This is a genomic window from Pleomorphomonas sp. PLEO (assembly GCF_041320595.1).
Classification (GTDB): Bacteria; Pseudomonadota; Alphaproteobacteria; order Rhizobiales; family Pleomorphomonadaceae; genus Pleomorphomonas.
Genome location: NZ_CP166625.1, coordinates 1,031,585 through 1,057,184 on the forward strand (window position 1 = coordinate 1,031,585; position 25,600 = coordinate 1,057,184).

19 protein-coding genes are annotated in these 25,600 nt (G+C 62.1%); 9 read left to right on the forward strand and 10 right to left on the reverse strand.

The window, feature by feature from the left end; translation table 11 throughout:
• Window positions 1-240 precede the first annotated feature (240 nt).
• The 3 genes from leuA to fabF all read left to right on the forward strand — a co-directional run bounded on the left by leuA (window position 241) and on the right by fabF (window position 3,823).
• The gene (gene leuA / locus AB6N07_RS04545; protein WP_370676625.1) at window positions 241-1,962 is read left to right on the forward strand and encodes a 2-isopropylmalate synthase; all 1,722 of its coding nucleotides are present in this window, start codon (window positions 241-243) and stop codon (window positions 1,960-1,962) included.
• A gap of 107 nt (window positions 1,963-2,069) precedes the next feature.
• Window positions 2,070-2,489 (forward strand): MarR family winged helix-turn-helix transcriptional regulator, encoded by a 420-nt coding sequence (locus AB6N07_RS04550; protein ID WP_370676626.1) that lies wholly within the window; start codon window positions 2,070-2,072, stop codon window positions 2,487-2,489.
• A gap of 68 nt (window positions 2,490-2,557) precedes the next feature.
• Window positions 2,558-3,823 carry a beta-ketoacyl-ACP synthase II gene (gene fabF / locus AB6N07_RS04555; protein ID WP_370676627.1) on the forward strand — a complete coding sequence of 422 codons (1,266 nt, stop codon included), beginning with the start codon at window positions 2,558-2,560 and terminating at the stop codon, window positions 3,821-3,823.
• Between the two features lie 305 nt (window positions 3,824-4,128).
• On the opposite strand, the gene AB6N07_RS04560 is transcribed toward fabF, so the two are convergent.
• Together AB6N07_RS04560 and AB6N07_RS04565 are read right to left on the reverse strand one after the other, a co-directional pair.
• The gene (locus tag AB6N07_RS04560) at window positions 4,129-5,979 is read right to left on the reverse strand and encodes a [FeFe] hydrogenase, group A (RefSeq protein ID WP_370676628.1); all 1,851 of its coding nucleotides are present in this window, start codon (window positions 5,977-5,979) and stop codon (window positions 4,129-4,131) included.
• Between the two features lie 4 nt (window positions 5,980-5,983).
• Entirely contained in the window at window positions 5,984-7,984 is a 2,001-nt protein-coding gene (locus tag AB6N07_RS04565; RefSeq protein WP_370676629.1) for an FAD-dependent oxidoreductase, read from the reverse strand.
• 367 nt (window positions 7,985-8,351) lie between these two features.
• On the opposite strand from AB6N07_RS04565, the gene AB6N07_RS04570 reads away from it, so the two are divergent.
• The 3 genes from AB6N07_RS04570 to AB6N07_RS04580 are packed head-to-tail and all read left to right on the forward strand — an operon-like array spanning window position 8,352 to window position 10,910.
• Window positions 8,352-9,362 (forward strand): ABC transporter substrate-binding protein, encoded by a 1,011-nt coding sequence (locus AB6N07_RS04570; protein WP_370676630.1) that lies wholly within the window; start codon window positions 8,352-8,354, stop codon window positions 9,360-9,362.
• Between the two features lie 4 nt (window positions 9,363-9,366).
• The gene (locus tag AB6N07_RS04575) at window positions 9,367-10,164 is read left to right on the forward strand and encodes an ABC transporter permease (RefSeq protein WP_370676631.1); all 798 of its coding nucleotides are present in this window, start codon (window positions 9,367-9,369) and stop codon (window positions 10,162-10,164) included.
• Window positions 10,161-10,910: an ABC transporter ATP-binding protein gene (locus tag AB6N07_RS04580; protein ID WP_370676632.1), complete on the forward strand. Its 750-nt coding sequence runs from the start codon at window positions 10,161-10,163 to the stop codon at window positions 10,908-10,910. Before AB6N07_RS04575 ends, AB6N07_RS04580 begins: the two co-directional genes overlap by 4 nt.
• Here the strand turns inward: AB6N07_RS04580 and AB6N07_RS04585 are convergent, their stop codons facing one another.
• The 6 genes from AB6N07_RS04585 to AB6N07_RS04610 form a co-directional block, all read right to left on the reverse strand.
• Window positions 10,911-13,967: an efflux RND transporter permease subunit gene (locus AB6N07_RS04585; protein ID WP_370676633.1), complete on the reverse strand. Its 3,057-nt coding sequence runs from the start codon at window positions 13,965-13,967 to the stop codon at window positions 10,911-10,913.
• Window positions 13,964-15,079, reverse strand: coding sequence for an efflux RND transporter periplasmic adaptor subunit (locus AB6N07_RS04590; protein WP_370676634.1), 1,116 nt, complete (start codon window positions 15,077-15,079; stop codon window positions 13,964-13,966). The genes AB6N07_RS04585 and AB6N07_RS04590 overlap by 4 nt, the downstream gene beginning before the upstream one ends.
• Window positions 15,076-16,155: an efflux RND transporter periplasmic adaptor subunit gene (locus tag AB6N07_RS04595; protein ID WP_370676635.1), complete on the reverse strand. Its 1,080-nt coding sequence runs from the start codon at window positions 16,153-16,155 to the stop codon at window positions 15,076-15,078. Before AB6N07_RS04595 ends, AB6N07_RS04590 begins: the two co-directional genes overlap by 4 nt.
• Before the next feature lie 178 nt (window positions 16,156-16,333).
• Complete coding sequence (locus tag AB6N07_RS04600) at window positions 16,334-17,224, reverse strand: CpsD/CapB family tyrosine-protein kinase (protein WP_370676636.1); 891 nt, start codon at window positions 17,222-17,224, stop codon at window positions 16,334-16,336.
• Between the two features lie 2 nt (window positions 17,225-17,226).
• The gene (locus tag AB6N07_RS04605) at window positions 17,227-18,489 is read right to left on the reverse strand and encodes a GumC family protein (RefSeq protein WP_370676637.1); all 1,263 of its coding nucleotides are present in this window, start codon (window positions 18,487-18,489) and stop codon (window positions 17,227-17,229) included.
• Window positions 18,490-18,794: 305 nt separating this feature from the next.
• Window positions 18,795-19,325 carry a hypothetical protein gene (locus AB6N07_RS04610; RefSeq protein WP_370676638.1) on the reverse strand — a complete coding sequence of 177 codons (531 nt, stop codon included), beginning with the start codon at window positions 19,323-19,325 and terminating at the stop codon, window positions 18,795-18,797.
• Between the two features lie 440 nt (window positions 19,326-19,765).
• Between AB6N07_RS04610 and AB6N07_RS04615 the strand changes: the two genes are divergently transcribed.
• A complete protein-coding gene (locus tag AB6N07_RS04615) occupies window positions 19,766-20,371 on the forward strand; it encodes a transglutaminase-like cysteine peptidase (protein ID WP_370676639.1) in 606 nt (201 codons plus the stop codon).
• Window positions 20,372-20,462: 91 nt separating this feature from the next.
• On the opposite strand, the gene AB6N07_RS04620 is transcribed toward AB6N07_RS04615, so the two are convergent.
• Both AB6N07_RS04620 and cobU read right to left on the reverse strand, forming a co-directional pair.
• Window positions 20,463-21,254 (reverse strand): sugar transferase, encoded by a 792-nt coding sequence (locus tag AB6N07_RS04620; protein WP_370676640.1) that lies wholly within the window; start codon window positions 21,252-21,254, stop codon window positions 20,463-20,465.
• Between the two features lie 421 nt (window positions 21,255-21,675).
• Entirely contained in the window at window positions 21,676-22,188 is a 513-nt protein-coding gene (gene cobU / locus AB6N07_RS04625) for a bifunctional adenosylcobinamide kinase/adenosylcobinamide-phosphate guanylyltransferase (protein WP_370676641.1), read from the reverse strand.
• A 225-nt stretch (window positions 22,189-22,413) separates the two neighbouring features.
• Here cobU and AB6N07_RS04630 point away from each other — a divergent pair, with 225 nt between their 5' ends.
• Both AB6N07_RS04630 and AB6N07_RS04635 read left to right on the forward strand, forming a co-directional pair.
• Window positions 22,414-23,937 carry an amino acid permease gene (locus AB6N07_RS04630; protein WP_370676642.1) on the forward strand — a complete coding sequence of 508 codons (1,524 nt, stop codon included), beginning with the start codon at window positions 22,414-22,416 and terminating at the stop codon, window positions 23,935-23,937.
• 160 nt (window positions 23,938-24,097) lie between these two features.
• Complete coding sequence (locus AB6N07_RS04635) at window positions 24,098-25,501, forward strand: aldehyde dehydrogenase family protein (protein ID WP_370676643.1); 1,404 nt, start codon at window positions 24,098-24,100, stop codon at window positions 25,499-25,501.
• The last annotated feature ends 99 nt before the right edge of the window (window positions 25,502-25,600 follow it).

Sequence of the window (25,600 nt, forward strand, 5' to 3'; positions counted from 1 at the left end):
CCGCCGAGGGCACCGCCCCCGGGGATCGCGCACGGATGCTCGGCTCGCTTCTTCGTCTCGGCCTTATCAGCGGTTGCCGGGTCCAGTGAGGGAGCGCCCGGCGGCCGATAGCCCGCCGCTGGCCATGAGCTCTCTCGTTCTCAACCCTTCGCATGACCAATTGCGCCTTACGCCCTGTGTCGACGTCAGCAGAATGACGCGGCCGGTTTAAAGCGCCAGCCACAGACGAGTGACACCATCATGACCGATACGTTTCAGAACGGAGTGGGCCGCGACCGGGTAGGCATGCCCCAGGCATCCGCCAAGTACCGCCCCTTCACGCCCATCAATCTCCAAGACCGCACATGGCCAGGCAAGGTCATCGACAAGGCGCCGATCTGGTGTTCGGTCGATCTGCGCGACGGCAATCAGGCGCTGGTCGACCCCATGGGGCACGACCGCAAGGCCCACATGTTCCATCTGCTGTTGGAGATGGGCTTCAAGGAAATCGAGATCGGCTTTCCCTCCGCCTCGCAGACCGACTTCGACTTCGCCCGCTGGTGCGTGGAAGAGGGCGGTGCGCCGGATGACGTATCGCTGCAGGTGCTGGTGCAGTGCCGGCCGGAGCTGATCGTCCGCACCTTCGAGGCTTTGCAGGGCGCCAAGCGGCCGATCGTCCATTTCTACAATTCCACCAGCAACCTGCAGCGGCGCGTGGTGTTCGGCAAGGATGTCCAGGGCATCAAGCAGATCGCCGTCGATGGCGCCAAGCTGATCGCCGACATGGCGGCCAAGGCCGGTGGCGGTTTCCGCTTCGAGTATTCGCCGGAGAGCTTCACCGGCACCGAACTGGACGTGGCGCTGGAGATCTCCAACGCGGTGATCGAGGTCATCAAGCCGACGCCGGACAACAAGCTGATCCTCAACCTGCCGTCCACCGTCGAAATGGCGACGCCCAATATCTACGCCGACCAGATCGAGTGGATGAGCCGCAACATCGACAGGCGCGACTGCGTGCTGATCTCGCTGCACCCGCATAACGATCGCGGTACCGGCGTTGCCGCCGCCGAGCTGGCGCTGATGGCTGGCGCTGACCGCGTCGAGGGCACGCTGTTCGGCAACGGTGAGCGCACCGGCAACGTCGACGTCGTCACCATGGCGCTCAACATGTTCACGCAAGGCGTCGATCCCGGCCTCGACTGCTCGAACATCGAGCGCATCCGCGACGTGTTCGAGTATTCCAACCAGATGAAGGTGCCCGAGCGGCACCCCTACGTCGGCGAACTCGTCTACACCGCCTTCTCCGGCTCGCATCAGGATGCCATCAACAAGGGCCTCAAGGCCATGAAGGCGTCGAATACCGGCGTCTGGGAAGTGCCCTACCTGCCGATCGATCCGCAGGACGTCGGCCGCTCCTACGAGGCGATCATCCGCATCAACTCGCAGTCGGGTAAGGGCGGCATCGCCTATCTCCTGCAGAACGATCACGGCATCAACCTGCCGCGTGCCTTGCAGGTGGAGTTCCGCGAAGACATTCAGGCGATTACCGACCGTGAGGGCAGGGAGCTGTCGTCGCAGCGCATCTACGAGCGCTTCATGCAGCTCTATGTCGACCAGTCGGAGAGCCGCCTCAAGTTCGTCGACCATCACACCTACCCCGATACGGAAGTGAAGGGCCGGCGCATCTGCGTCGCCGAGATCGTCGATGGCGGCGTTGCGCGCACCATCGAAGGCCATGGCAACGGCCCGATCGACGGTTTCGTGCACGCCCTTTCGGTCTATGTCGGCATACCGGTATCGGTGGCCGATTATTCCGAACATTCGTTGCAGCAGGGCTCGGATGCCTCGGCCATCGCCTATGTCGAGCTGAAGCATCCCGGCGGCAAGTTGCACGGCGTCGGCATCAACACCAACATCGTCACGGCATCGCTCTCCGCCGTGGTGTCGGCGGTGAACCGGGTGCTGGAACTCAACGCCAACTGATCTGGCTAAACCTTGATGAAACGAGCCCTCGGTCCCCGTGGCCGGGGGCTTTTGGTATCGGCTCGCGCGCTTGACTTTCGGCGGCCGGCACGTGCAAGCATGGCACCATGTCGCTTCCCGACGATCTTTCGAACTGCCTCGTTCTCAACACCGTCGCGGCGGCGCGCGCGCTGGTCCGTCGCTATGACGCCAAGCTGAAGCCCTTCGGGGTTACGGTGCAGCAGTTCTCGCTGCTTGCTGCCGTCCGCTACAATCCCGGCGCCACGGCGGCGGCGCTGTCGTCCCGCATCCATCTTGATCGCACCAGTCTGATCCGCAACCTGGACCGCCTCGAACTGAAGGGCTTGGTGCGGCGGATGGACGGCGCGGGCGGTAATATGCGGGTCAGCGAACTCACCGGCGAGGGCGATGCGCTGCTTGATCGGCTGATCGTCGAATGGCAGACGGCGCAGGCTGGCCTAATGCGCGGCAGCTCGCCGGAAGAGACCGAAACCTATCTCAAGATCAGTCGGCGGTTCTCCCACTGACAGGGGCGTCGGGTTGCCTGCCGAACGAAGAGTGTATATGCACAGTGTTTGTACACATGGAGGCCGACATGCAAGAGCCTATCGTCGTGACGGGTATGGGAGCGGTGACGCCGCTTGGCGCCGGCGTTGAAACCACTTGGCGGCGCCTGATCGCTGGCGAGAGCGGCATCCGGCGAAATGATCGCTTCGACACCGAGGGTTGGAAATGTCGCATCGCCGGTCTCGTTCCCGGACGAGAGGAGGCCGGCGGCTTCGATCCCGAGGCGGTGATGGACCCGCGCGACCTCAGACGTAGCGACCTGTTCATCCATTACGCCATGGCCGCGGCATCGGAAGCGCTTGACCAGGCAGGCTGGCATCCCGACACCGAGGCCGAACAGATGCGCACGGCGACGGTGATTGCCACCGGCGTAGGCGGCGTGCCTGCGATCACCCAGGCGAGCGAGACCGTTCGGAGCGACGGCGTCCGGCGACTCTCGCCGTTCGTGGTGCCGTCCTTCCTGCCCAACCTTGCAACCGGCCAGGTATCGATCCGCTTCGGCTTTCGCGGGCCATCGGGCGCGCCGGTCACCGCCTGCGCCGCCTCCGCCCAGGCGATCGGCGATGCGGTGCGCATGATCCGAAATGGCGAAGCCGACATTGCCCTGTGCGGTGGCAGCGAGGGTTGCGTCGACCCGGTGGCCATCGGCGGTTTCACGGCGGCCAAGGCGCTGTCCTTCAACTTCAACGACGAGCCGACGCATGCGTCGCGGCCATTCGATGCCGATCACGATGGCTTCGTGCTGTCGGAGGGCGCCGCCGCTCTGGTGATCGAGCGCCTGTCGCATGCCGAGGCACGCGGGGCGACACCGCTCGCCATCGTGTCGGGCTACGGCACGACCACCGACGCCCATCACGTCACCGCTGGCTGGTCGGACGGTCGGGAAGCGGCCCGCGCCATGCGGCTGGCCCTCGGCATGGCCGGTCTCGAGCCCGGCGCCATCGGCTATGTCAACGCCCATGCCACCTCGACGTCGGTCGGCGACGCGGCGGAGCTTGCCGCGCTGATGACGGTATTCGGGGTGGGCGGCGGCGGCGTGCCGGTGAGTTCCACCAAGTCGGCCACCGGGCATATGCTGGGCGCGGCCGGTGCCATCGAGGCGATCTTCTCGGTGTTGGCGCTCCGCAACCAGCTGCTGCCGCCGGGCCTCAATATCGAGCGACCGATGGCTGAGGCGGAGGGCTTCGACCTCATTGGCGCCGCGGCTCGCCCCTCCGGCGTTGACCATGTGTTGTCCAATGCTTTCGGCTTCGGTGGTGTCAACGCGGCGCTGGTGTTCTCCCGCTTTGCCTGAGTACCCGACCCAAAACTCTACTGGGGCGGGCATCTAGCTTCGATTTCTGCGCTTCCGGTGCTCACGAACCCCTAGGCATTGGCGGTTCACCGCCAATGCCCTGTCTCCTGTTCGACGCAACTCCGGACGCAAAACCGCCGGACACTTTTGCTGGAGTTGCTCAAAGTTCGCTCCGCTCCGGTTCTCGAAACCATCGCCATCTGCCGCGCCCCAGCGAGTTTTGGGTCGGGCACTGACGCATCATGAAAAACCGGGCGGCAGGTTGCCCCGCCGCCCGGTTTTCAGGTTTGGAAAAGCGCCAGATCTCAATAGATCATGGTGCTCATCTTGATCTCGCCCCAGATCTCCTTGACCGTCAGCTCCAGCTCGGCCTTGCGGTCGGTGTAGTAGGTGTGCAGGAGATGGTGCGCCTTCTCGGAGTTCGGCGAACCCAGGAAGTCGCGATAGAGGGCCTTGACCTGCTCGTTGTTGTGCGACTGACGCACCTTGGCGTTGCGGTCGATGCCGAACATCGTCTCGCGCCGCTTGAGGGCGTAGGGCAGGTACTGCTTCTTGGAGCGGAGCGTACCGCCGCCATCGACGCAGCCACCGGGGCAGGCCATGATCTCGATGAAGTCGAAGTCGGCTTCGCCGGCCTTGATCGCTTCCATCAGGGCGCGGGTCTCGCCGAGGCCATGGGCCATGGCGATCTTCACTTCGCCGATGTTGCCGCCGAGGTCGACGGTGGCCGAGCGCACGCCCTCGAAGCCGCGCAGCTGAGTCAGCTCGATCTTGTCGAGCTCCTTGCCGTTGACGACCTTGTAGACGGTGCGCAGCGCCGCTTCCATGACGCCGCCGGTGGTGCCGAAGATGGCGCCGGCGCCGGTGTATTCGCTCATATAGGGGTTGTCGAAGGTCGACTTCTCCATGGTGGAGAGATCAAGTCCCTCGCGCTTCAGGAGACGGGCGAACTCGCGCGTCGTCAGCACGACGTCGACATCCGGCGTGTTGTCCTCACCCAACTGTGGCCGGACGATCTCGTCCTTCTTGGCCGTGCAGGGCATGATGGAGATGACACGGATCTTCTTCGGATCGAGCCCCATCTTGGCCGGCAGGTAGGTCTTGGCGATGGCGCCGACGACCGCTTGCGGCGAGCGCGTGGACGACAGCAGCGGCAACAGCTCCGGATAGTGAATCTCGGCGAAGTTGACCCAGGCCGGGCAGCAGGAGGTGATGGTCGGCTTCTTGCGCTCGGCGAGGCGATGCAGAAGCTCGGTGCCTTCCTCCATGATCACCACGTCGGCGCCGAAGTTGGTGTCGAGCACCACGTCAACGCCGAGCTTACGGGCGGCGGCGATGATCTGTCCCTCGACGTTGGTGCCCGGCGGCATGCCGAACTCTTCGCCGAAGCCGACGCGGATGGCCGGTGCGAACTGGAGAACGGTGGTGATCTCCGGGTCGTAGATGTAGTCGAGGACGCGATCGGTCTCGTCCTTCTCGGCAAGTGCGCCGGTCGGGCAGACCAGGACGCACTGGCCGCACGTGACGCAGGTCGAGTCCTTCTGGTTCTTGCCGTGACGAAGCCCGACGGAGGTGTTGAGGCCGGTGCCGGTGATGACCAGCGCGTCGACTTCCTGGTGGTAGCGGCAGACCGCGATGCAGCGCTGGCAGCGAATGCACTTGGTCATGTCGCGGACCATGGCCGGCGACGAATGATCGACTTCACGGGAGGTGAGGCGGATCGGATCGAAGAAGCGGTTCTCCTTCAGGCCGACGAACTGCGCCACGTCCTGCAGCTCGCAGGAGCCGTGACGGGTGCAGGTGGCGCAGTCCTGCAAATGGTCGGCCATCAACAGCTCGACCTGCAGCTTCTGCATCTCGCGCACCTTCTTGGTGCGGGTCTCAATGGCGAGACCTTCCTTCACCGGCGTATTGCAGGCCGTCACCATGTGGGTGCCGGTCTGGTCCGGCATCTGGATCTCGACGAGGCAGACGCGGCAGGTGCCGGGCGTGTGGTCGATATCGGCCAACTCGCACAGCGTCGGAATGTAGAAGTCATGCCGACGGGCGGCCGACAGGATCGTCTCGTTCGGATAGGCCGTGATAGCCTTGCCATTGATCTTGAAGCTGATCGTGGCCTCGGCGCCGACGGGGATGAGGGTTTCGACGTTGCACATGGTCTCACGCCGCTCCTTCGGGGATGGAATGTTCGGTGATCACGGAATAGATGCGGTAGCAGCGCATGCAGCGCATGGACTCCTTGTAGGCGTCCTCCGAGCTGATGATCTGCTCGACTTCCCCGAACATGGTCTTGCGCACTTCCGGTGACAGTTCCGGATGGTGGACGCGGTACTCGTTCTTGACCGGCACTTCGATGCAATCGTTGGAGAACAGCTTGTTGTTGTCCAGGATCTTGCGCATCCGCGAGCGCGGGAAGAAGCGGGTCGAGCCCCGCCGCAGGTAGTCGTCGATATTGCGGGCGGCCTTGAGGCCGTCGGCCATGGCAGCGATCAGCGTTGATGGTCCGAGGTAGCAGTCGCCGCCGGCGAACACGCCCGGCCGCGACGTGGCGAGCGATTCCTTGTTGGCGACCACCCAGTTCCACTTGCTCATCTCGACGCCGTCTTCGGGCTTGACCGAGCCGGTGTCGACCTGCTGGCCGATGGCGGCGATCACCACCGAGCAGGGCATCACGTATTCGCTGCCGGGGATCGGCCGCACGTTGCGGCGACCCTTGGCGTCGACCTCGGTCTGCTCCATCTTGGTCAGCTTGACGCCGACGACCTTGCCGTCTTCCGAAACGATGGCCAGCGGATTGGTCAGTACGTGGAACTCGATACCCTCGTCATGGGCAGCCACTACCTCCTCACGATCGGCCGGCATGTCGGCTTCGGTGCGGCGGTAGACCAGATGGACTTTCTTGGCCCCCATGCGGATGGCCGAGCGGACACAGTCCATGGCGACGTTGCCGCCACCGACCACCACCACTTCGCCCTCGATATTGTGCGTCTTGATGCCGGCGACGTGGTCGTGGACCTTGAGCAGGAAACCAATGCCGGACTCGTAGCCCTGCAGGCTGGTGTCTTCGTTCTCACAGCCCATCTTGGTGCCTTCCTGGCAGCCGAGGGCGAGGAACACCGACTTGTAGCCACGCTGCATCAGGTCATCGACCGAGAAGTCGGTGCCGAGGCGCTGGTTGAAGAAGAAGCGGCCGCCGAGCTTGGTGATGGCGTTCATCTCGTTGAGAAGAACGTCTTTCGGCAGGCGGTAGGACGGGATGCCGATGGCGGCCATGCCGCCCATCTCGCCCTGGGCTTCGTAGATGTCGACGTGATAGCCGCGCATCAGAAGATGATAGGCGCAAGAAACGCCAGCCGGGCCGGCACCGACGACGACGACGCGCTGATCTTCCGGCAGAATGTTGGCGATCATGTCCTTGGAGAACACCAGCGGATGCGCTCCGGTCTGGTATTCGGCGACGTAGCGCTTCAGGATCTTGATGCCGACGGCTTCGTCGACCATCTTGCGGCGGCAGGCCGCCTCACAGAAGCGGACGCAGACGCGGCTGCAGGTGGCGGCCATCGGATACTTCTGCAGGATGACGCCCAGCGAATGCTCGGGCTTGCCGTCGCGGATGTAGTCGATGTAGCGCGGGACGTTGACCTTGGACGGGCAGGCCTCGATGCACGGCGCCGTCATGTAGCTCATGGAATTCTGAGGACGGGCCGGCTCTTTCTTGGCAAGTTCCGCTTCGAACTCGTCGCGGAAGGCGGCGATCGCCTTGCCTAGGGCCGTACCGCAGGACTGGCCGAGGCCGCAGAGCGAGGTGGCGCGCATCTGCTCGGCCATGGTGGCGATCTCGTCGAGGCTGAGGTCGCCTTCAAGGCCGCGGCGCATGGCGCCAAGCGCGTCGCGTACCAGCACGGTACCCATGCGGCAGGGGGTGCATTTGCCGCAGGACTCGTCGGCAGCCTTGCTGAGATACTGCCAGAAGGTGTCGATGAGATTGACCTTCTCATCGAAGACGAAGAAGCCGCGATCGGCCACGAAGGCACGGATCGGGTTGTTTTCGTCGAACACCTCGAAATCCTTGAGGTCGGGAGGCGTTGTGCCCTCCACGACCCTTCCCTGGCGATAATCGTGGACGATGCCGTCCCACACGCCATAAACAACCTGTGCCATGCTGCCACCCCCATTTGGTTGGGCGTTCCCCCACAAGTCTGTCACAGGCGAGCGACCTTCGGGGAAATGTGTCCGTATCGAGCATCCCATACGCATCTGTCATGTGAACAGCAATGAGGAAAGTCAAACGAAGCATCTTATGTAGTTGCTTTTTCTCTTTTTCGATTTAGATGCTTCCCATTCTCAGCTTTCGTATTACGGGTTATCGCGTATATGGGTGAAACCCATCCGTATCTCTTCGGAATAACTTGGTTTCCAATCGGTTTTTGCTCCGGACGCCCATTGGGGTTCGGCAATTTCCCCCAGGTCGCGAATTGGTCTAGTGTTGCCAATGACGCGGCCTCGCCGCTTAAATCCAGGTTCCATCATGACAGTTCCCTCCATGCCAGCTGGCATGAGCCGCCGGCGCTTCCTCGAGTGCCTGACCACCGCCGCTGCCCTCGTTGCGCTGCCGGCTCAGGCTGCCGCGCCCCTCGACCGCTTGACGGTATGGGGTATGCCGGCTTCGCCATCGGTGGTGCTGGCTCGGGCTGTGGCTTCGGGTGCGCTCTCCAAGCTGGTGGGGGAGGCGCGCTTCGATGTCTGGCGCACGGCCGATCAGATGCGGGCCGGGGTCGTCTCGGGCGACATTTCACTGTTCGCCGCGCCGAGCTATGCCGCCGCCAACCTTTTTAACCGTGGTGCCGGCGTCCGTCTCGTCAACGTTCTGACCTGGGGTCTGCTCTACATCTTCGCCGGGCAGGGCGTGCGCCTCGAACGGATCGAAGACCTTCGGGGGAAGACGTTGCTGGTCGGTGCCAAGAACGATGCCCCCGATCTTCTCACCCGCTTCGTGCTCAAGTCGGCAGGGCTCGATCCGGACCGGGATGTCAGCCTTTCCTATGTCGGCACGTCGGCCGAGGCGGTGCCGCTGCTTCTGGCCGGCAAGGCTGATGCCGCCGTGTTGCCGGAGCCGGCTGCGAGCGCCGCCGAGATCAGGGCAAAGCAGGCAGGCGTTGCGGTCACGCGCGCCCTCGACGTTACCGAGCTCTACGCAGTCCGCAGCGGCCGTCCCGCCGGCATTCCGCAGGCCGGCCTCGCGGTGACGGACGCCTTTCTTGAGGCCCATCCCGACGTCGTCGCGGCGCTGCATGCCGCTTCGGTGGAGGCGGCCGGCTGGGTCGGCGACAATCCGAAAGCCGCGGCGGGGCTCATCGCCGATCAGTTGAAGCTGCCGGCGCCGATCATCGAGGCCTCACTGCCGCGTTTCCGCCTGAAAGTGATGTCGGCGTGGGACGCCAAGGCCGATCTCGAAGCCTACTTCCAGGCACTGATGACCCTTTCGCCGGACATCGTCGCCGGACGCCTGCCGGAACCAGCCTTCTATTGGGGAAGCTGAGACCATGCCGAGGATCCCCTGGCACCGGCTGGCCGGTGGCGGTGGCGAGCGCCGCTGGGCGATGCTCGGGCTTGCCGGTGTTGTCGCGCTCTGGGAAATCGGACATCGCGCTTATGGTGACTTCGTGCTGCCCTCGCCGTTGGCGACGGTTCTCGCGTTGGGGCGGCTGGCGTCTGGTGGCGATCTCTGGCCGGCGGTGGTGACGACGGCGCGCGATGCGTTCAGCGGCTTTCTCGCGGCGACATTGATCGGTTCGCTCTTGGGTGGTCTTGCTGGCCGCTCGTTGTCGGTGCGGGCCATGTTGCAGCCGATTGCCACTATCCTGATCGGTGTGCCGGCCATCGCCTGGGTGGTGCTGTCGCTCTTGTGGTTCGGTGGCTCGGGGCTTGCCGCCACGTTTTCAGTCGCGGTCGCGGTCGGTCCCCTGGTGTTTGCCGCCGCGACGCAGGGCACCCGCACCGTCGATGGCAGCCTCTGCACCATGGCGCGCGCTTTCCGAGTGCCGCTTGGCGCTCGGATCGTCGACGTTTATCTGCCGCATGTCCTGTCCCATCTGCTGCCGGCGCTCGGCACGGCGCTCGCCATGAGCTGGAAGGTGGCCGTCATGGCCGAGTTGCTGTCCGGGGCCGGCGGTATCGGCGACGGCCTCGCGGCGGCGCGGGCCGAGGTCGACACGGCCAAGACCATGGCCTGGGTGGTCGTGGTGGTGGCGCTGCTGTTGATCGTTGAACGCCTCCTCATCGAACCGGTGCGCCGGTATTTCGAGACATGGCGGCGCGGTCTGCCGGGAGAGGCGGCATGAGCGAGGCGGGGGCGCTCGTTGCCAGCGGCGTATCGCATGGCTTTGCCGGTACAAAAGTGCTCGACAGGATCGACCTGCAAGTCCCAAGGGGCGGCGTGCTCGCCATTCTTGGGCCGTCCGGTGGCGGCAAGACGACGCTGCTCCATATCCTGGGCGGCCTCTTAAACCCCGACAGTGGCCGCCTCGACCTGCCGTTTGGCCGGCCGGCCTTCGTTTTTCAGGATCCGCTTCTCCTGCCTTGGCGAACGGCGCGCGGCAACGTCGCCTTCGGTCTTGCCGGCCTGCGGCTTACCCGCGCCGAGCGTCTCAGCCAGGCGCGGACGATGCTGGTCAAGGTCGGCCTGGGACAGGGCGCCGCTGATCTTTACCCGCATCAGCTTTCCGGTGGCATGAAGAAACGGGTAGCGCTGGCGCGAGCCCTTGCCGTCAAGCCTGACGTCTTGCTGCTCGATGAGGCCTTTTCAGCACTCGATGTCGGTCTGTCGCGCGAGATGCAGCAGCTTGTTCGCCTCGACGCACAGGAGCGTGGGGTGACGGTGGTGCTGGTGACCCACGATCTCTCAGAGGCCGTGCGCATTGCCGATCGGGTGGTGGTGCTGGCGGGACGGCCGGGGCGCATTGTCGCCCGCCTTTCCATCGACCGGCCAGCCCGCCTCAGGGACGATGCCTATGTGGAAGCGGAAATTCGCCGCATCGCAGCGCTTGAGGCGGTCCTCGACGCTTTTCGCACCACGTTGTCGGGCTGACTACACCGCGGGCGGGGCTTTTTCCTCGCGGATGCCGAACCAGGTGACATAGAGCGCCGGCAGGAAGATCAGCGTCAGGGCAGTGCCGACGATGATGCCGCCGATCATGGCGAAGGCCATCGGTTGCCAGAATACTTCGTTGGCAATCGGGACCAGGCCAAGGCTGGCCGCCAGCGCCGTCAGAACGATCGGCCGGAAGCGATGCTCCGTCGCCTCGATCACCGCGTTCCAGGCGGGCATACCTTCCGCCCTCAGCCGCTCGATCTGGTCAACCAGGATGACGGAGTTGCGGATGAGAATGCCGATCAGGGCCAGCACGCCGAGGATGGCGACGAAGCCCAGCGGCGCGCCGGTTGGGAGAAGCGCCGCCACCACGCCGATCAGCGCCAAAGGCGCTACCGCCACCACCAGCACGAGACGGCTGAAGCTCTGAAGCTGAATCATCAGCACGGTGAGCATCAGGAAGGCCATCAGCGGTACGACGGCAATGATCGGCGTCATCGCCTTCTGCGATTCCTCGGCCGATCCGGCAATTGCTAGCCGATAGCCGGCCGGCAACGTGGCGGCAAAGGCATCGATCGCCGGCTTGAGTTGCTTGACGATGGTGTCGGCTTGCGTGGCGTCGGCGCGCGCGGCCTTGACGGTGACGGTCGGCAGGCGGTTGCGGCTCCACACCACCGGCTGCTCCAACTCGTAGCGGAGGTTGGCGACGGCGGCGAGCGGCACGCTGGATCCGGTCTGGCTGGCGAGCTGCAGGTTCTTGAGGGTCTCGATGGAATTGCGTTCTTCCGACACGGCACGGCCGATGACATCAATCTGATAGATGTCGTCCCGGATCTTGGTCACGGTGGCGCCACCGATGATGCCATAGAGGGCGTTGGAAATATCCTGCGATGAGACGCCGAGCAGGCGTGCCTTGTCCTGCATGACGTCGACCTTGACGACGCGTCCCGGCTCGCCCCAGTCGGCGGCGACATTGTCGACATGAGGATTGCTGGCAACGACGGCGGCGAGCCGCCCGACGGCGTCGCGTACGCCTTCGATGTCCGGCCCGGACAGGCGATAGGCGACTGGGCGGCCGACCGGCGGGCCGATTTCCAAGAGGCGAACGAAGCTATCGACGCCGGGGAACGTGCGGCGGAGATAATCGGAGAACTCCGCCCTGAGGCGGTTGCGTGTCTCCTCGTCGCGCGTGACGACAACGAGCTGGCCGAAATAGGGGGCTGCCGGTTCCTGGTCGAAGGTGAGCAGGAAGCGCACCGCGCCACGACCGATATAAGACGACCAATGGTCGACGCCGTCCTTGCCAGCCAACATATCCTTTTCGAAGCGGGCAATTACCCGCCCTGTTTCCTCAATGGAGGCGTTCTGCGGCAACGTGAAGTCGACGATCAGTTCGGAGCGATCACTGTCCGGGAAGAATTGCTGCTGGACGTGAGTGAGGCCATAGAGCGAGGTGCCGAAGACAAGGAGCGTCAGGCCGATGACGATGAAACGGTTGCGCAGACCGACAACCAGCAGGCGCTCGAAACCGCGCGCGAAGCGGGTCTTCTCCGTCTTTTGATGCTTCAGCTTGGCCGGCAGCACGGTAACGCCGATCAACGGCGTGAACACCACAGCGACGATCCAGGAGACCACCAGCGACACGGCGATGACCACGAACATGGTGAAGGTGAACTCGCCGGCCGCCGATGAATTGAGGCCGACGGGAACGAAACCGGCCACCGTCACCAGTGTGCCCGTCAGCATCGGGAAGGCGGTGGATGTGTAGACGGCGGTCGCCGCCGTTCTGAGCGAATCTCCCTTTTCGAGGCGGGCGATCATCATCTCGACGGCAATCATGGCGTCGTCGACGAGAAGACCGAGGGCGATGATCAGCGCGCCGAGTGACACTCTCTGCAGCGAGATGTTCGAGGTCTCCATCACCATGAAAGTAATGGCGAGCACCAGCGGAATAGACAGCGCGACGACCACCCCGGCGCGAAGACCGAGGCTGAGGAAGCTGACCAGCAAGACGATGGCGATCGCTTCGAACAGTGCCTGCGTGAAACCGGAGACCGCTTTTTCGACCAGCTTGGGTTGGTCTGCGACCTGATGCACGGCGATGCCGATGGGCAGTTCCGCTTCGATCTTGGCCATCTCGGCCCGGAGCGCGTCGCCGAACTTCAAGAGGTTGGCGCCGGACTTCATGCCGATGGCAATGCCGACGGCCGGCTCGCCGTTGTAGCGGAACAGCTCGGTTGGCGGGTCGGCATAGCCACGGCTGATCTTTGCCACGTCGGACAGCCGGAAGAAGCGGCCGTTGACGCGGAGGTTGACCGCTTCGAGGCTCTTTTCCGATCGGAATTCGCCTGATACCCGCACCGATACCCGCTCGGAGCCCGTCTCGATCGTACCGGACGGGTTGACGGCGTTCTGCTCGGCGAGCGTCGTCAGCACCGCCTTTTCATCGAGTCCGTAGGCGGCCAGCTGACGCGGTGAAAACTCAAGATAGATCACCTCGTCCTCGGCGCCGATGATCTCCACCTTGCCGACATTCTCCACCGAGAGAATGCGGGTGCGGATATCCTCGGCATAATCGCGCAGCTGGCGCGGGGTGAAGCCATCAGCCGTCAGCGCATAGATGTTGCCGTAGACGTCGCCGAAGTCGTCGTTGAAAAACGGGCCGACCACGCCGTCCGGCATTTCGGAGCGGATGTCGGAGATCAGGTTGCGCACCCTCACCCATGTGCCGTCGACATCGGCAGCCTTGGTGTCGCTGCGAAGATTGACAAACACGGTGGTGACGCCCGGCCGTGTCAGGTTGCGCGTGAAGTCGAGGCTCGGCAGCTCCTGCAGCTTTTTCTCGATTCGGTCGGTGACCTGCCGGGTCATCTCAGTGACCGAAGCGCCCGGCCAATAGGCCTGGACCACCATGGTCTTGATGCTGAAAGATGGATCTTCCTCGCGGCCGAGGTTGATATAGGAGAACACGCCGAACAGCGTGAAGACGATCATAAAATACCAGACGAGGGATTTATGATCGAGCGACCAGTCCGAGAGATTGAACCTCTTCACGATGCATCTCCCTGGGCATCATCACGGTCGTTCGCCAGTACCAAAACCTTTTGTCCGTCTTCAAGACTGTGAACGCCGGCGATGGCCACGCGCTCGCCCGCTGAAAGACCCGATACGATACGGAGGCGTCCATCGCCGGCTGGCGCGGTGTTCACCGGCCGGAGCGCGACGCTGCCTTCGCGCCGTGCGGCGCGGCTCGCTTCGTCGATCTTGACCACCCAGACAAAGCTGCCGCCTTGGCGTGTCAGTACGGCCGCCTCCGGCAGCGTGATGGCGGGAGTTGCCTGCTGATCGGCGCGGACTTCCACTGTGGAGCCGAGGCGGAACAGGCTGGTTGGGTCGGAAAGGGCAATCTTGACGCGGCGCGTCCGGGTGACGGGGTCCGCTTCCGGCGCGATTTCCCGCAGTCGGCCAGCGATCGGCTGGTCGGACGCGATCTGGGGGGCGACGATGAAAGGTGTCGCTGGCGCCAGTGCGCCTGCCATCCAGTCGGGCATGTCGATGACGGCATCGCGCGGGTCGGGCTTGGCGATGGTGACGACGCTTTGGCCGGCGGACACCGTCTGACCGGGTTCTGCCCCGGTTGCAGTGACGACGCCGCCAAAGCCGGCCCTGAGTTCGGCATAACCAAGAGCGTCGCGCGCCTTGGCGAGATCAGCCTCCGCCTGGCGAACGGCGGCATCAGCGGCGTCAAAAGCGGCTCGGGCGTCGTCAAGGCTAGACTCGGCTGCGGTGCCGCTCGTCCGAAGCGCCTCGACGCGAGCAACTGTCGCGGCGGCATTTTCCCGCTCGGCTCGGCGGTTTCCAAGAGCTGCCTCAGCGGAACGGGCGGTGAGATCGAGTGTGGTGGCGTCGATGGTCGCGATGAGGTCACCGGATTGCACCAGATCGCCGACGTCAACGTTGCGCGTCATCAGCCGGCCAAGCACCTGGAAGCTCAGGTCGGTCTTGTCGCGCGCCTCGATGGTGCCAACAAAGGATTGCTGGTCGATGTCGCCAACAGCGACACGCGCCGACATGACCGGTCGCACCGCCGGCGGCGTCTGGGCTTTCTCCTGGCAGGCGACGAGCGCAAGGCCGGCGAGAGCTGCGATGGCCAACTGGCGGATCATGGCGCGTCCTCCCCGACGATTTCCACGCTGGCACCGGGGCGGAGCAGTTTGCCGCCGCTGGTGACCACACGGTCGCCATCCGCAAGGCCGGAATCAACCACGATGCCGTCGGTGGTGTAGGCGGCGATACCAATCGGCCGAAGTTCGGCGCTGGCGCCATTGGAGGAGATCACCCATACAGCGGCGGCTCCGTCGTTTTCGTTCAGCGCGCGGGCGGGTAAAAGCACGGCGCGCGTTTGCCGACTGGCGATGCGACCGGTGACCGGTGCACCAAGACTCATGATGGCCGGTGGATTGCCGATGTCGACCTTGACTCGCACCGTTCCAGTCCGGGTTTCGACGGTTGGCGATATTTCGCGCACCTTGCCGGGCACGGCCACGGATGGGTCCTTGACGAGGCCAACTGTTATGTCCGGCAGGGTGGAAATCAGTAGGAATAGCTGTTCGTAGACGTCGAAGACGGCGTCGCGCGGACCATCAGTGGCGACGATGAAGATCGGTCGCGCGGCGGCGACGACCTCACCGGCATCGGCATTACGAGTGGTAACGGCGCCGTCGGCATCCGCCCGAAGCTCGGTGTAGGTGAGATTGGCCCGGGCGATGTCGAGAGCGGCCTTCGCCGAATCGATTGTCCCACTCGTGGTCCGTACCGCCTTCGTCGCTGCGTCAAAGGCCGACTGGGTCGTAAAACCCTTGTCGAGCAATGTCTTCTGCCTGTCAAAGGCTGACGCCGCCTGCCGGGCGCCAGCTTCGGCGGCGGCCAGTGCCGCCTCGGCATTGGCAACGTCAGCCTGCTGCTGGCTAGGATCGAGACGAGCGAGAAGGTCGCCTTTCTTCACGTGATCGCCGACCTCGAAGAAGCGTTGGGCGATCCGGCCGGAAACACGAAAGGAAAGCTGGGACGAAGCGCGGGCCCGAACCTCGCCGGTTAGCGCAAGCGTCTCGCTGTGGGGCACCAACCTAGCCGTCGTAACCCTGACGGCAACGGGTTTGCTGACGCTAGCGAGCGGCTCGTCGGCGAATGCGGATGAAAAAGGGATGGAACACGCAGCGATCAACGACAGCAGAAGCCTCACGACGATCTCCGTCAGACGCTTGGGATGATCAGGTTTAGTCTCGACCAACCGGGAGGTCAATGAAGACCAACGCGTCAGGCAGGCTCCCGCGTTTTTGTTGTTAAGCAAAAGGCGGTCGCCTCTGCTGAGACGGCCGCCTTTCCCGATTACGTCTTGAAATTATTCCCCGCGCGCCGGATCAGCTTTCAGGCGCGTAGTAATAATAGCTGTTGTACTTGTTGCGGTAGGAGCCGACGCCGAGTTCGGCCTTGGACAACACGGCGGCAATCGGCAGATCGTCGCCGGCGGTGGTCCTGAGATCGTTGATCGCCGAGCGTACGTCGCGCTGGGAGGTGGAGGCCCAATGGACAACCAGCGTGACGATGTCGGCGCGCGTGGCGAGATACTGGGCATCGACGACGGGCAGGATCGGCGGCGTATCAAGCACAATGATCTCAAACCGCTCTTTGGCAAGTTCCATCAGAAGATTGAACTGCGCGGTTTCGATGAGACTGTCAGTGGACGTTCTGTGGGTGTTCTTGCCGACGATCATGTCGAGGCCGGGCACCTTGTCCTTGGTGACGAACTGACGGATCGATTGGGAATCGAGCGATAGAGTCAGGTAGTCGGCAAGGCCGCTCTCCGGGGTCAACTCTAGAGAAGGAGCGATCGAAGGCCGGCGTAGATCGCAGTCGACCAGCAGCACGCGCTTGCCGGACATGGCAAAGGCGCGGGCGATGGCGATGGCGGTCGTCGTCTTGCCTTCGCCCGGGATGGCCGAGCCGACCATGACGATAAGACCGCCTTCCCGGCTCTTGTCCTGAAGCTTGCGCCTCAGCATGTTTTCCAGGCCGAGCCTAATGCGCCGGATCGACTCGCTGTAGGCAGTAAGGGGGTGGTCGAGGAGTTCATTGGCCACCTGCGATCGCTCGGTAATCGAACGCCCTGCGCGCGACAACAGGGGGACGGACGAGATGACCGGCACGTTGAGGACCGCCTCGAACTGCTGGTCCGAGGTGAAGCCACCAATGAAGTTCTCGTTGAGGAAGGCAAGGCCAAGGCCAAGGCCAAGGCCGGCGACGATTGCCAAAGTCAGAATGAGTTGGGTTTTCGGAGCGCTCGGCCCATCGGGGGGAGCGCCGCTGACACAATGCGACTGTCTGCCAGCTGTAGATCGGCCTGGGTCTCGACGCCGCGTAGACGTTGCAGCAGATCCTGGTAGAGCGTCTTGGCGACCGTCGACTCTTGCTGGAGTTCGTAGATCTTGACCATCACGTCATTGGAAAGATTGCTGGAGAGTACGGTATCGCGGATGGTAGTCCGTAGCTTATCCTGCTCCTGCTGCGCCACTTTGACGCGATCGGACAGCGTACCGAGTTCGACGTTGACCTGATCGGTGAGACGCTTGTCAAGCTGTGAGAGGCTGGCGCGCAGGTTGCTTTCTCGGTTCGACCCCGCCGCGGCGTTGCCGATGTCGGCGAGAACCTTGTCGCGTTCGGCCTTGATCTGACTGACGGTGTCGGACTTCAGCTGCGCCGCGATGCTGTCCCAGTCCTTGTTGGCGGCGAGCGTAGATACGCTCGACTGCAGCGACTGAGCGGATATGCTTTGAGCCTTCAATGCGTCAAGATTGGCGCGCATGGCTGTAATGTCGGCGCGCGCGCTTTCGTTGGAAACCTTCTCGATGTTCTCGTTGACGAAGGTATCGATCCGATTCTCGGATTCGTTGATCGTCGTCGAAGCCTGGGCGAGGCGACGATTGAGCGCATCGCGCACGGTCAGGGCATTGGCGATCTTGGCATCAACCTGAGCGTCGATGTAGGTGCTGGATACGGTGTTGGCGATCAATGCCGCCTTGGCCGGATCAGACGAAGTGGCAGAGACGCTGATAACGTAGGTCAGTCCACGGCGCGCGATCGAAATATTGTTGGAAAAGCGTCCCAGTACCGACTGCAGCTGACTATCGGTATCGGCCAGCAGGTTTTCCATCGTCTTGATTTTCAGGAAAACCATCAGACGATCGACGGTGCCGAGCTTAACGCCGAATTCCGGGTCCTTGACCAGTCCGAGACGAGAAATAGCCTGGAGCTGGGTCGATGGAGATTTTAAAATTTCGACTTCGCTTTCCACCCGCGCGTTGTCGGTGGGCATAAGCGACATCTGGCTTTCTGGGTCGAGCGCGTTTTTCTGTCGGGGGTCGACCAGAATGAGTGTCGAGGCGGTATAGGTTGGCGTCTGGAGGAAAACGTAGACGGCTGCCAAGCCGACGATAATCAGTACGGTTGATACAATAAGCCAAATCTGGCGGCGGACGAGACCAATTGCGTTGCGAACATCGAATTCGGATGAATCCATTTGGAGAAAACTTCCTTGAACCTACTTCGACGCTATCACTATGACCGAAATCGCGCCGCCAACCAAGCGGACAAGATGCTCCATGGTGTCGCCTAGCGACGAAACATTAGAAAAAGCCTTGTTTGGTTAACTACGCCGAGCTTTCGGAAGCTCAAAGAGTGCTCCGCCTCCCAACCACCTTCCGACCCGGAAGTAGTTCTGGCTCTGAAAAGCCGTGCGCATTATCGGAGAGGATGCAGCGCTCAAAATAAGGCCGTGGTCTGGATACCTAGACCACGGCCATTTTCTTATGCAGACTGCATATGTTAACCAGTGACGCCTGGGCTAGCCGCGCCATCAGCCTGCTGCGGGCCAAAACTGCCGCCACCGTTGCCGCCGCCCGGGCCACCACCCGTCGCGCCACCACCGGCACCGCCAGCACCAGGACCGCCGGTCGCACCGGTCGAGCCAGTCGGAGACGTGGGCGACAAGCTATCAACGTCTGAAGAAAGGGCCGCGTACTGGTCATTTGTCAGAACACCATTGGTGTTCGCGGCCGTATCGCGGGTCAGCGAAGCAACATCCGCTTTCATCGTGCTGGTCAGGCTGACCGCTTTTGCGGCGGCGACAACCTTTTGCAGAGCAACAATGCACACACCCGAATTCGACCCACCGCACGCGCCGGAAAGACTCTGAATTTCGGCGATCAAGCCGTCTCTCGCGCTTGAGGCGGGCATTGACGAAAGCGAGCTAATCAAAGCATTCGCGGCGCTCTCATTCACAGTCGCAAAGGCACCGGTTGCGCTTGAAAGTGCCAAGGCGGCACCCAGCGACGCCGAAAGGAACGATCTGGTCATATTTATTATCTCCTATCGAGTTGTATCAAATTGGAGCGATTGCCCCCGCCTGTCGCCACATTTTCTTACAAATTACATTAAGTAGTTGTGGGTATGCAAGGGGGACTTTCCCGCTCTCAACGAATTTTCAAGCATATGGTCAATTTGCAACGGACTTCCGCTGGATATTGCAGAAAGATTGCATATTGCCGTAAGGGGGCGCCGCGTCTACGGAGTGGCGGCCGAGATGCAATGAAGGATTGAGCATATCCAAGTCTACTTGCATTCCCCCTCCCGTTCCATGGTTAATGGGACCTAAGCGATAATGGCTAGAATTTGAGCTGTATTTGCTTCAATTCCGGTGACCATCGTTGCTTATTGATTGGCCATCTAGCCTAACCAATTCTCAAAGAAAATCTGGTGTACTCGGTCCACATAAAGTTCGACGGGAGTTTGCCGCCATGAACAAGTTGGTCCGCCTTATGATCGTCCTGGCCGCCGCCGCTCTCCTTCCTCAGGTGGCGTCGGCTGGCTTTCTAAATATCCCAAAGCAGAGTTTGGATCTGCCTACCGCTGGCCGTGTCAACACAAAGGGGCTTACAGTTGGCCCGACCGGCTTTTATGTGATGTGTTCGGTTATACCGTCCGCCTGCAAGGTCCAACGCGCCAAGAATGTCGGTTCAACGGCTGGTGATGTCCAGCTCACGGTCGAAACTTTAGCGCTGCTTGACCGCGTTAATCGTGAAGTCAACGGTGCTATGAACCCGCAGCCAGAAATCGGATCCGCTGACGTCTGGAAAATCGGCGGCGCGTCCGGTGATTGCGAGGATTATGCTCTGACTAAGCGGGCAGCTTTGCTGCGCAAGGGATTCCCAACTTCGGCACTACTAATGACTACGGTGGTTACTGGGCGGGGTGAATCGCATGCCGTCTTGATGGTTCGTACTGATCGGGGCGACTTCGTGCTCGACAACCTCAACCAAATCGTCAAGCCATGGAATAGCACTGGATACCGTTTTGTGACGATGCAGTCGCCCACTAACCCCCGTATCTGGGTTAAACTGTAACCCGACTTAAGCGGGATATTTGCTCGGCATCGCTCCATAGAACGTCCTCCCTGAATGGTGGAGGGCGTTCTATTCTGCTTTATCGGCCAGACTAGAACCCCTGTCCGCGCACGATTTCATTAATCACGGTACGGAAGAGAATGCGGATGTCCAGCCAGATCGAGAAGCTGCGGATGTACTCGATATCGCGCACGACCCGCATGACCGACGGCTCCACCTCGATTGTCGGTCCGCGCAGACCTTCGGCCTGAGCGAGCCCGGTAATCCCGGGGCGCATGGCGTGGCGACGCTCGTAACCAATAACCAGCTCTTCGTAGCGGACGCCCGCCGCCAGCATGCCGGGCACGTGCGGACGCGGTCCGACCAATGACATGTCGCCCAGTAGAACATTGATGAGCTGAGGCAACTCATCGATGCTGGTTTTACGGATGATCCGACCGATCGGCGTAATACGCGCATCGCCGGCAACCGTCTGGGCTACGCCAGACAGATCGCACCGGTCCGTGTACATGGAGCGGAACTTGAAGATCTGAAACGGCTTGTTATCCAGTCCCGTCCGCTCTTGCCGGAAGAAGACCGGGCCTGCGCTGGTGATCTTGATGATCGCGGCCACGGCGATGAGCAGCGGCGACAGCAGCAGCAATCCGAAGGCGGCACCGAAGAAATCGACCAACCTTTTCGCTGCGAGATGGGCCGGCCGCCAATTGTATTCGACTTCAGACCATCCATCGTTGATGGCGAAACCGCTATATGGCGCCGCGACAGCCGCTGACTGGCTCGGCGAAAAAGTCGACGACTGCATCACGCGTGAGGCTTCGTGCAATCCGGACGAGCTTTCGGCGCCGCCCCTGGAAAAATCACTATTAAGATCCGTTAGACGCATAACATCCCCCGAAGCAAAAAAATCGAAATCTAAAAACCAGTTCGGAAACGGTTCGGCGAAAGTCGCCGCAACTATCACTCCGAGATAACAAAACGTTTACCAAGCTAGTGGATTTCCCCTAGTCCTGCAACCCGATAGGCCGCCGGAAAAAGCAGAAAGCCTATGCGTTTAATGCAATGCTTAACCCAAACTGCGAACTCGCAAATGCCAAAATGCAAACGCCATGCCATACGAAAACAGCCGATTTCGTGCTGAAATCGGACACCGGATAATACCACTTCGAGCTTTCGCGCCCTTATATAGTTAATTTTGATTAAACTTATATCACACTCACCTGAAATCGAAACGAATCCTTGGTCTGAGGGCAACCCGTTCGTTTCCGACTGGTCCCGTGATCAAATTTCTAGAATACCGATAAGGATCATTTCAGCCGCAGCGGCAGGCCGGCGGCAACGAACCAAGCTTCGTCGGCAACCGCGGCGATTTTTTGGTTGAGCCGGCCGGCCTCGTCGCGGAATTGGCGGGCGAGAGCATTTTCGGGGACGATGGATAGCCCAACTTCATTGGACACCAACACCACTGGTCCGCCGGCACCGGCGAGAGCAGAAGCGAGGCCCTCGCACTCGGCCTCAAGGTCCGCTCCTGACAGCAGGTGATTGGTTAGCCAAAGCGTCAGACAATCGACGAGCACGGCCCGATTGCCGCGAGCTTCGGCAATCAGTATCTCGGCGAGGCGGTATGGCGCTTCGATCGTTTGCCAGTCGAGGCCTCGGCTCGACCGGTGTTGGGCAATCCGGCTTTCCATCTCCGCGTCGCGGCATTCGGCGGTGGCGATGTAGATCTTCTCTTGCGCTGCGAAGGCGCGCGTTCGCTGTTCGGCGAATCGGCTCTTGCCGGAACGGGCCCCGCCCAAGACGAAGATGATCGGTGCCATGGCTTGTTCCTTCCGTAGAGAACCGCGATGCCATCGGCTAGCAACCAGGCAGGTCTTGCGCAAGTCGGCGGTCAGGGACTATTGGCCGAAAGTAGCATGATCCTTGCAAAGCGCATCGCAGCTTCCGCGCCGCACCGTTCGCAGGGACCGCCTCGGCGGGGAACGGGCGCCGATCGTGATGAGCGCTGTGCGTGGGGAGCCTAAAAGCACGAAAAGGGGAACTCAATGTCCACCTCCGAAGGAAGCGTCAGCTACAAGAAAGCCGACGCCAGCTATTTCGAGCAGCGGCATCTGTCGCGCTATGCCGGCATCTGGTCGCTATGGGCGCTGGGTGTCGGCGCCGTGATTTCCGGCCATTTTTCCGGCTGGAACTTTGGGTTTGCCACAGGCGGCTGGGGTGGCATGCTGGCCGCCGGGGCCATTATCGCCGTCATGTATCTCGGCCTTTCACTGTCGATTGCCGAGATGAGCCCGGCGCTGCCGCATACCGGCGCCGCCTATTCATTTGCCCGGACGGCGATGGGCCCGTGGGGTGGTTTCGTCACCGGCCTCTGCGAGAATGTTGAATATGTACTTACCCCGGCGGTGATCGTCACCTTCATCACTGCTTATGTAAATTCCATTCTTGGCCTCGATGCTGCCTATTCACCACTCGTCTGGATCGTTTTCTATGCGATCTTCCTCGCGCTCAACGTGTTCGGCCTTGAGTTGTCGTTCAAGGTGACGCTGGTGGTGACGGTGCTATCGCTTGCCGTCCTCGTGTTCTTCTGGGTGAGCGCCATCCCGCACATGGATTTCTCGCGTTGGGCGCTCAACATCGGTGTTGGACCTGATGGCGCGGCGATCGAACTGCCTGAGGGCGGTGGCAAATGGTTCCCGTTCGGCTTCTCGGGCGTACTCGCCACGCTGCCGTTTGCCGTGTGGCTATTCCTCGCCATCGAGCAGTTGCCGCTTGCCGCCGAGGAATCGGTGGATCCCAAGCGTGACATGCCCAAAGGCCTCATCATGGGAATCTCGACGCTGATCCTCTCGGCGTTCATGATCGTCCTGCTGAATCCGTCGGTTGTCGGCGTCGGCGCCTTTCATCTCGGCTCGTCGCTCGAGCCGTTGCTGGATGGCTTCCGCGCCGTGTACGGCGACAGTGGTGTGGTACTCCTTGGCATCGTGGCACTCACCGGTCTGATTGCCTCCTTCCACACCATTCTCTACGCCCAGGGTCGGCAGGTTTATTCTCTGTCGCGCGCCGGGTACTTCCCAACGGCGCTTTCGCTGACGCATTCCAAGTACAAGACGCCGCATGTCGCCATGGTCAGCGGCTCCATCGTCGGTCTTCTCGTCATGATGGTGATCTGGTTCGCGCTCGGTGCGACAGAAGGCGGCTCGGCGATCGGCTCGGTGCTGCTCAACATGGCGGTGTTCGGCGCCATGTTCTCCTACATCATGCAGGCGATTTCCTTCATCCTGCTGCGGGTCAATCAGCCGGATATCGAGCGCCCCTACAAGAGCCCGCTCGGCATACCCGGCGCGGTTCTGACCATCCTCATCGCGGTGGTCACGCTCTACTATCAGGTGCAGGACCCCAACTTCTCCAAGGGCGTGCTTTGGGTGGCCGTGTGGTTTGCCGCGGCGATCGCCTATTTTGCGTTCATCGGCCGTCACAAGCTGATCCTCTCGCCTGAGGAAGAGTTTGCCATCGCTCACGCAGGCGGCGCTGGCCCGGATGCCGAGGAGCCTGCTCCGGCCGAATAAGTCCTTATTCCAGAACACGCAAAAAACATGGGGCGCCTTCATCGGGCGCCCCATGTCGTATGTTCCGTCTGTCTCTTGATTGCCAGGCGTCCGCGTGCAGAGATGGAAACTTACGGGGCTCGCCCAAGATGCGCGCCCCAGAGCAAATGGAGCACCCATCATGTCCGACGTCATGACGCTCGTCTCCCCCGTGGACGGCTCGGTCTATGCCGAGCGCCCAATTGCCACGGAAGCGGAGATGAGCCGCGTGTTCCGTCTTGCTCGCGATGCTCAAAAGGCCTGGGCGAAGCTGCCGCTCGAAACGCGCATCGATTATTGTCTCAAGGCGCTTGATGCCATGCTGGTCCTGCGGCCGCGCATTGCTGAGGAACTGACGTGGCAGATGGGCCGGCCGATCCGCTATACGCCGTTCGAACTCAACGGTGTCGAACAGCGCACCCGTTACATGGCGAAGATCGCCGCCGAAAGCCTTGGTACCCTCGATAGCGGTCTCGAGTTCGGCGACCATGGCGCTCACCGCACTATCAGCCGAGAACCGCTTGGCGTGGTCTTCGTGGTGGCGCCCTGGAACTACCCTTATCTCACGACCGTCAATTCGGTGATGCCGGCGCTGATGGCCGGCAATACAGTTGTGCTGAAGCATTCCGACCAGACGCTTCTGGTTGCCGAGCGCTTCCAGGATGCGTTCGACGCCGCCGGCCTGCCGGAGGGGGTGTTCCAGCATATTGTGCTCAGCCACGACCAGACGGCGACGGCGATCGCCGGACGCAAGGCGGATATGGTCGCCTTCACCGGCTCGGTGGCTGGCGGCGCGGCGATGGAACAGGCGGCCGTCGGTACCTTCATCGCCATCAATCTCGAACTCGGCGGCAAGGACCCGGCCTACGTGAGGGCGGATGCCAAGCTTGATTTTGCCATTGAAAACGTCGCCGACGGTGCCTTCTTCAATGCCGGCCAATGCTGCTGTGGCATCGAGCGCGTCTATGTGCATGAGAAGGTCTATGACGACTTTGTCGCCGGCCTCGTCGATCTTACCAAGAAATACGTGCTGGGCAATCCTACCGATCCCCAAGTGACGCTGGGCCCGATGGCGCGCGCCCGCGGTGCCGCCACGGTGCGGGAGCAGATCGCAGCGGCGCTGCGGGGCGGCGCCGTAGCTCACATCGATCCGAAATTGTTCTCTGCCGATCGGGAGGGGACGCCCTATATCGCACCGCAGGTGCTGACCTCGGTCAACCACCAGATGGCGTTCATGACCGAGGAGACCTTTGGCCCGGCGGTCGGCATCATGAAGGTGCGTGACGATGCCGAGGCGCTGGCTTTGATGAACGATTCCAAATACGGACTCACCTGCTCGCTGTGGACCGAAGATCTGGATGCCGCCGAGGCGATCGGCCGCGAGCTGGAGACCGGCACCGTCTTCGTCAACCGTTGTGACTACCTTGATCCGGCGCTGACCTGGACCGGCGTCAAGGATACCGGCCGTGGCGCAGCCTTGTCGCCGCTTGGCTTCCATGGCCTGACGCGGCCGAAGAGCTGGTATGTCCGCAAAGCGCCCGAGTAGGCGCGATCGCTCGAAAGGCTTTCTCCGACCGTTCATGCCGACGAGAGCGCCATGCGCTCTCTGTTATTGGCTTGTCGGATCGCTTTCGCGGAAAACCGG

What these genes read in the sequence shown, in the direction of transcription:
- leuA (WP_370676625.1), top strand. Translation starts at nt 241, where the DNA reads ATGACCGATACGTTTCAGAACGGAGTGGGCCGCGACCGGGTAGGCATG.
- AB6N07_RS04550 (WP_370676626.1), top strand. Translation starts at nt 2,070, where the DNA reads ATGTCGCTTCCCGACGATCTTTCGAACTGCCTCGTTCTCAACACCGTC.
- fabF (WP_370676627.1), top strand. Translation starts at nt 2,558, where the DNA reads ATGCAAGAGCCTATCGTCGTGACGGGTATGGGAGCGGTGACGCCGCTT.
- AB6N07_RS04560 (WP_370676628.1), bottom strand. Translation starts at nt 5,979, where the DNA reads ATGTGCAACGTCGAAACCCTCATCCCCGTCGGCGCCGAGGCCACGATC.
- AB6N07_RS04565 (WP_370676629.1), bottom strand. Translation starts at nt 7,984, where the DNA reads ATGGCACAGGTTGTTTATGGCGTGTGGGACGGCATCGTCCACGATTAT.
- AB6N07_RS04570 (WP_370676630.1), top strand. Translation starts at nt 8,352, where the DNA reads ATGACAGTTCCCTCCATGCCAGCTGGCATGAGCCGCCGGCGCTTCCTC.
- AB6N07_RS04575 (WP_370676631.1), top strand. Translation starts at nt 9,367, where the DNA reads ATGCCGAGGATCCCCTGGCACCGGCTGGCCGGTGGCGGTGGCGAGCGC.
- AB6N07_RS04580 (WP_370676632.1), top strand. Translation starts at nt 10,161, where the DNA reads ATGAGCGAGGCGGGGGCGCTCGTTGCCAGCGGCGTATCGCATGGCTTT.
- AB6N07_RS04590 (WP_370676634.1), bottom strand. Translation starts at nt 15,079, where the DNA reads ATGATCCGCCAGTTGGCCATCGCAGCTCTCGCCGGCCTTGCGCTCGTC.
- AB6N07_RS04605 (WP_370676637.1), bottom strand. Translation starts at nt 18,489, where the DNA reads ATGGATTCATCCGAATTCGATGTTCGCAACGCAATTGGTCTCGTCCGC.
- AB6N07_RS04610 (WP_370676638.1), bottom strand. Translation starts at nt 19,325, where the DNA reads ATGACCAGATCGTTCCTTTCGGCGTCGCTGGGTGCCGCCTTGGCACTT.
- AB6N07_RS04615 (WP_370676639.1), top strand. Translation starts at nt 19,766, where the DNA reads ATGAACAAGTTGGTCCGCCTTATGATCGTCCTGGCCGCCGCCGCTCTC.
- AB6N07_RS04620 (WP_370676640.1), bottom strand. Translation starts at nt 21,254, where the DNA reads ATGCGTCTAACGGATCTTAATAGTGATTTTTCCAGGGGCGGCGCCGAA.
- cobU (WP_370676641.1), bottom strand. Translation starts at nt 22,188, where the DNA reads ATGGCACCGATCATCTTCGTCTTGGGCGGGGCCCGTTCCGGCAAGAGC.
- AB6N07_RS04630 (WP_370676642.1), top strand. Translation starts at nt 22,414, where the DNA reads ATGTCCACCTCCGAAGGAAGCGTCAGCTACAAGAAAGCCGACGCCAGC.
- AB6N07_RS04635 (WP_370676643.1), top strand. Translation starts at nt 24,098, where the DNA reads ATGTCCGACGTCATGACGCTCGTCTCCCCCGTGGACGGCTCGGTCTAT.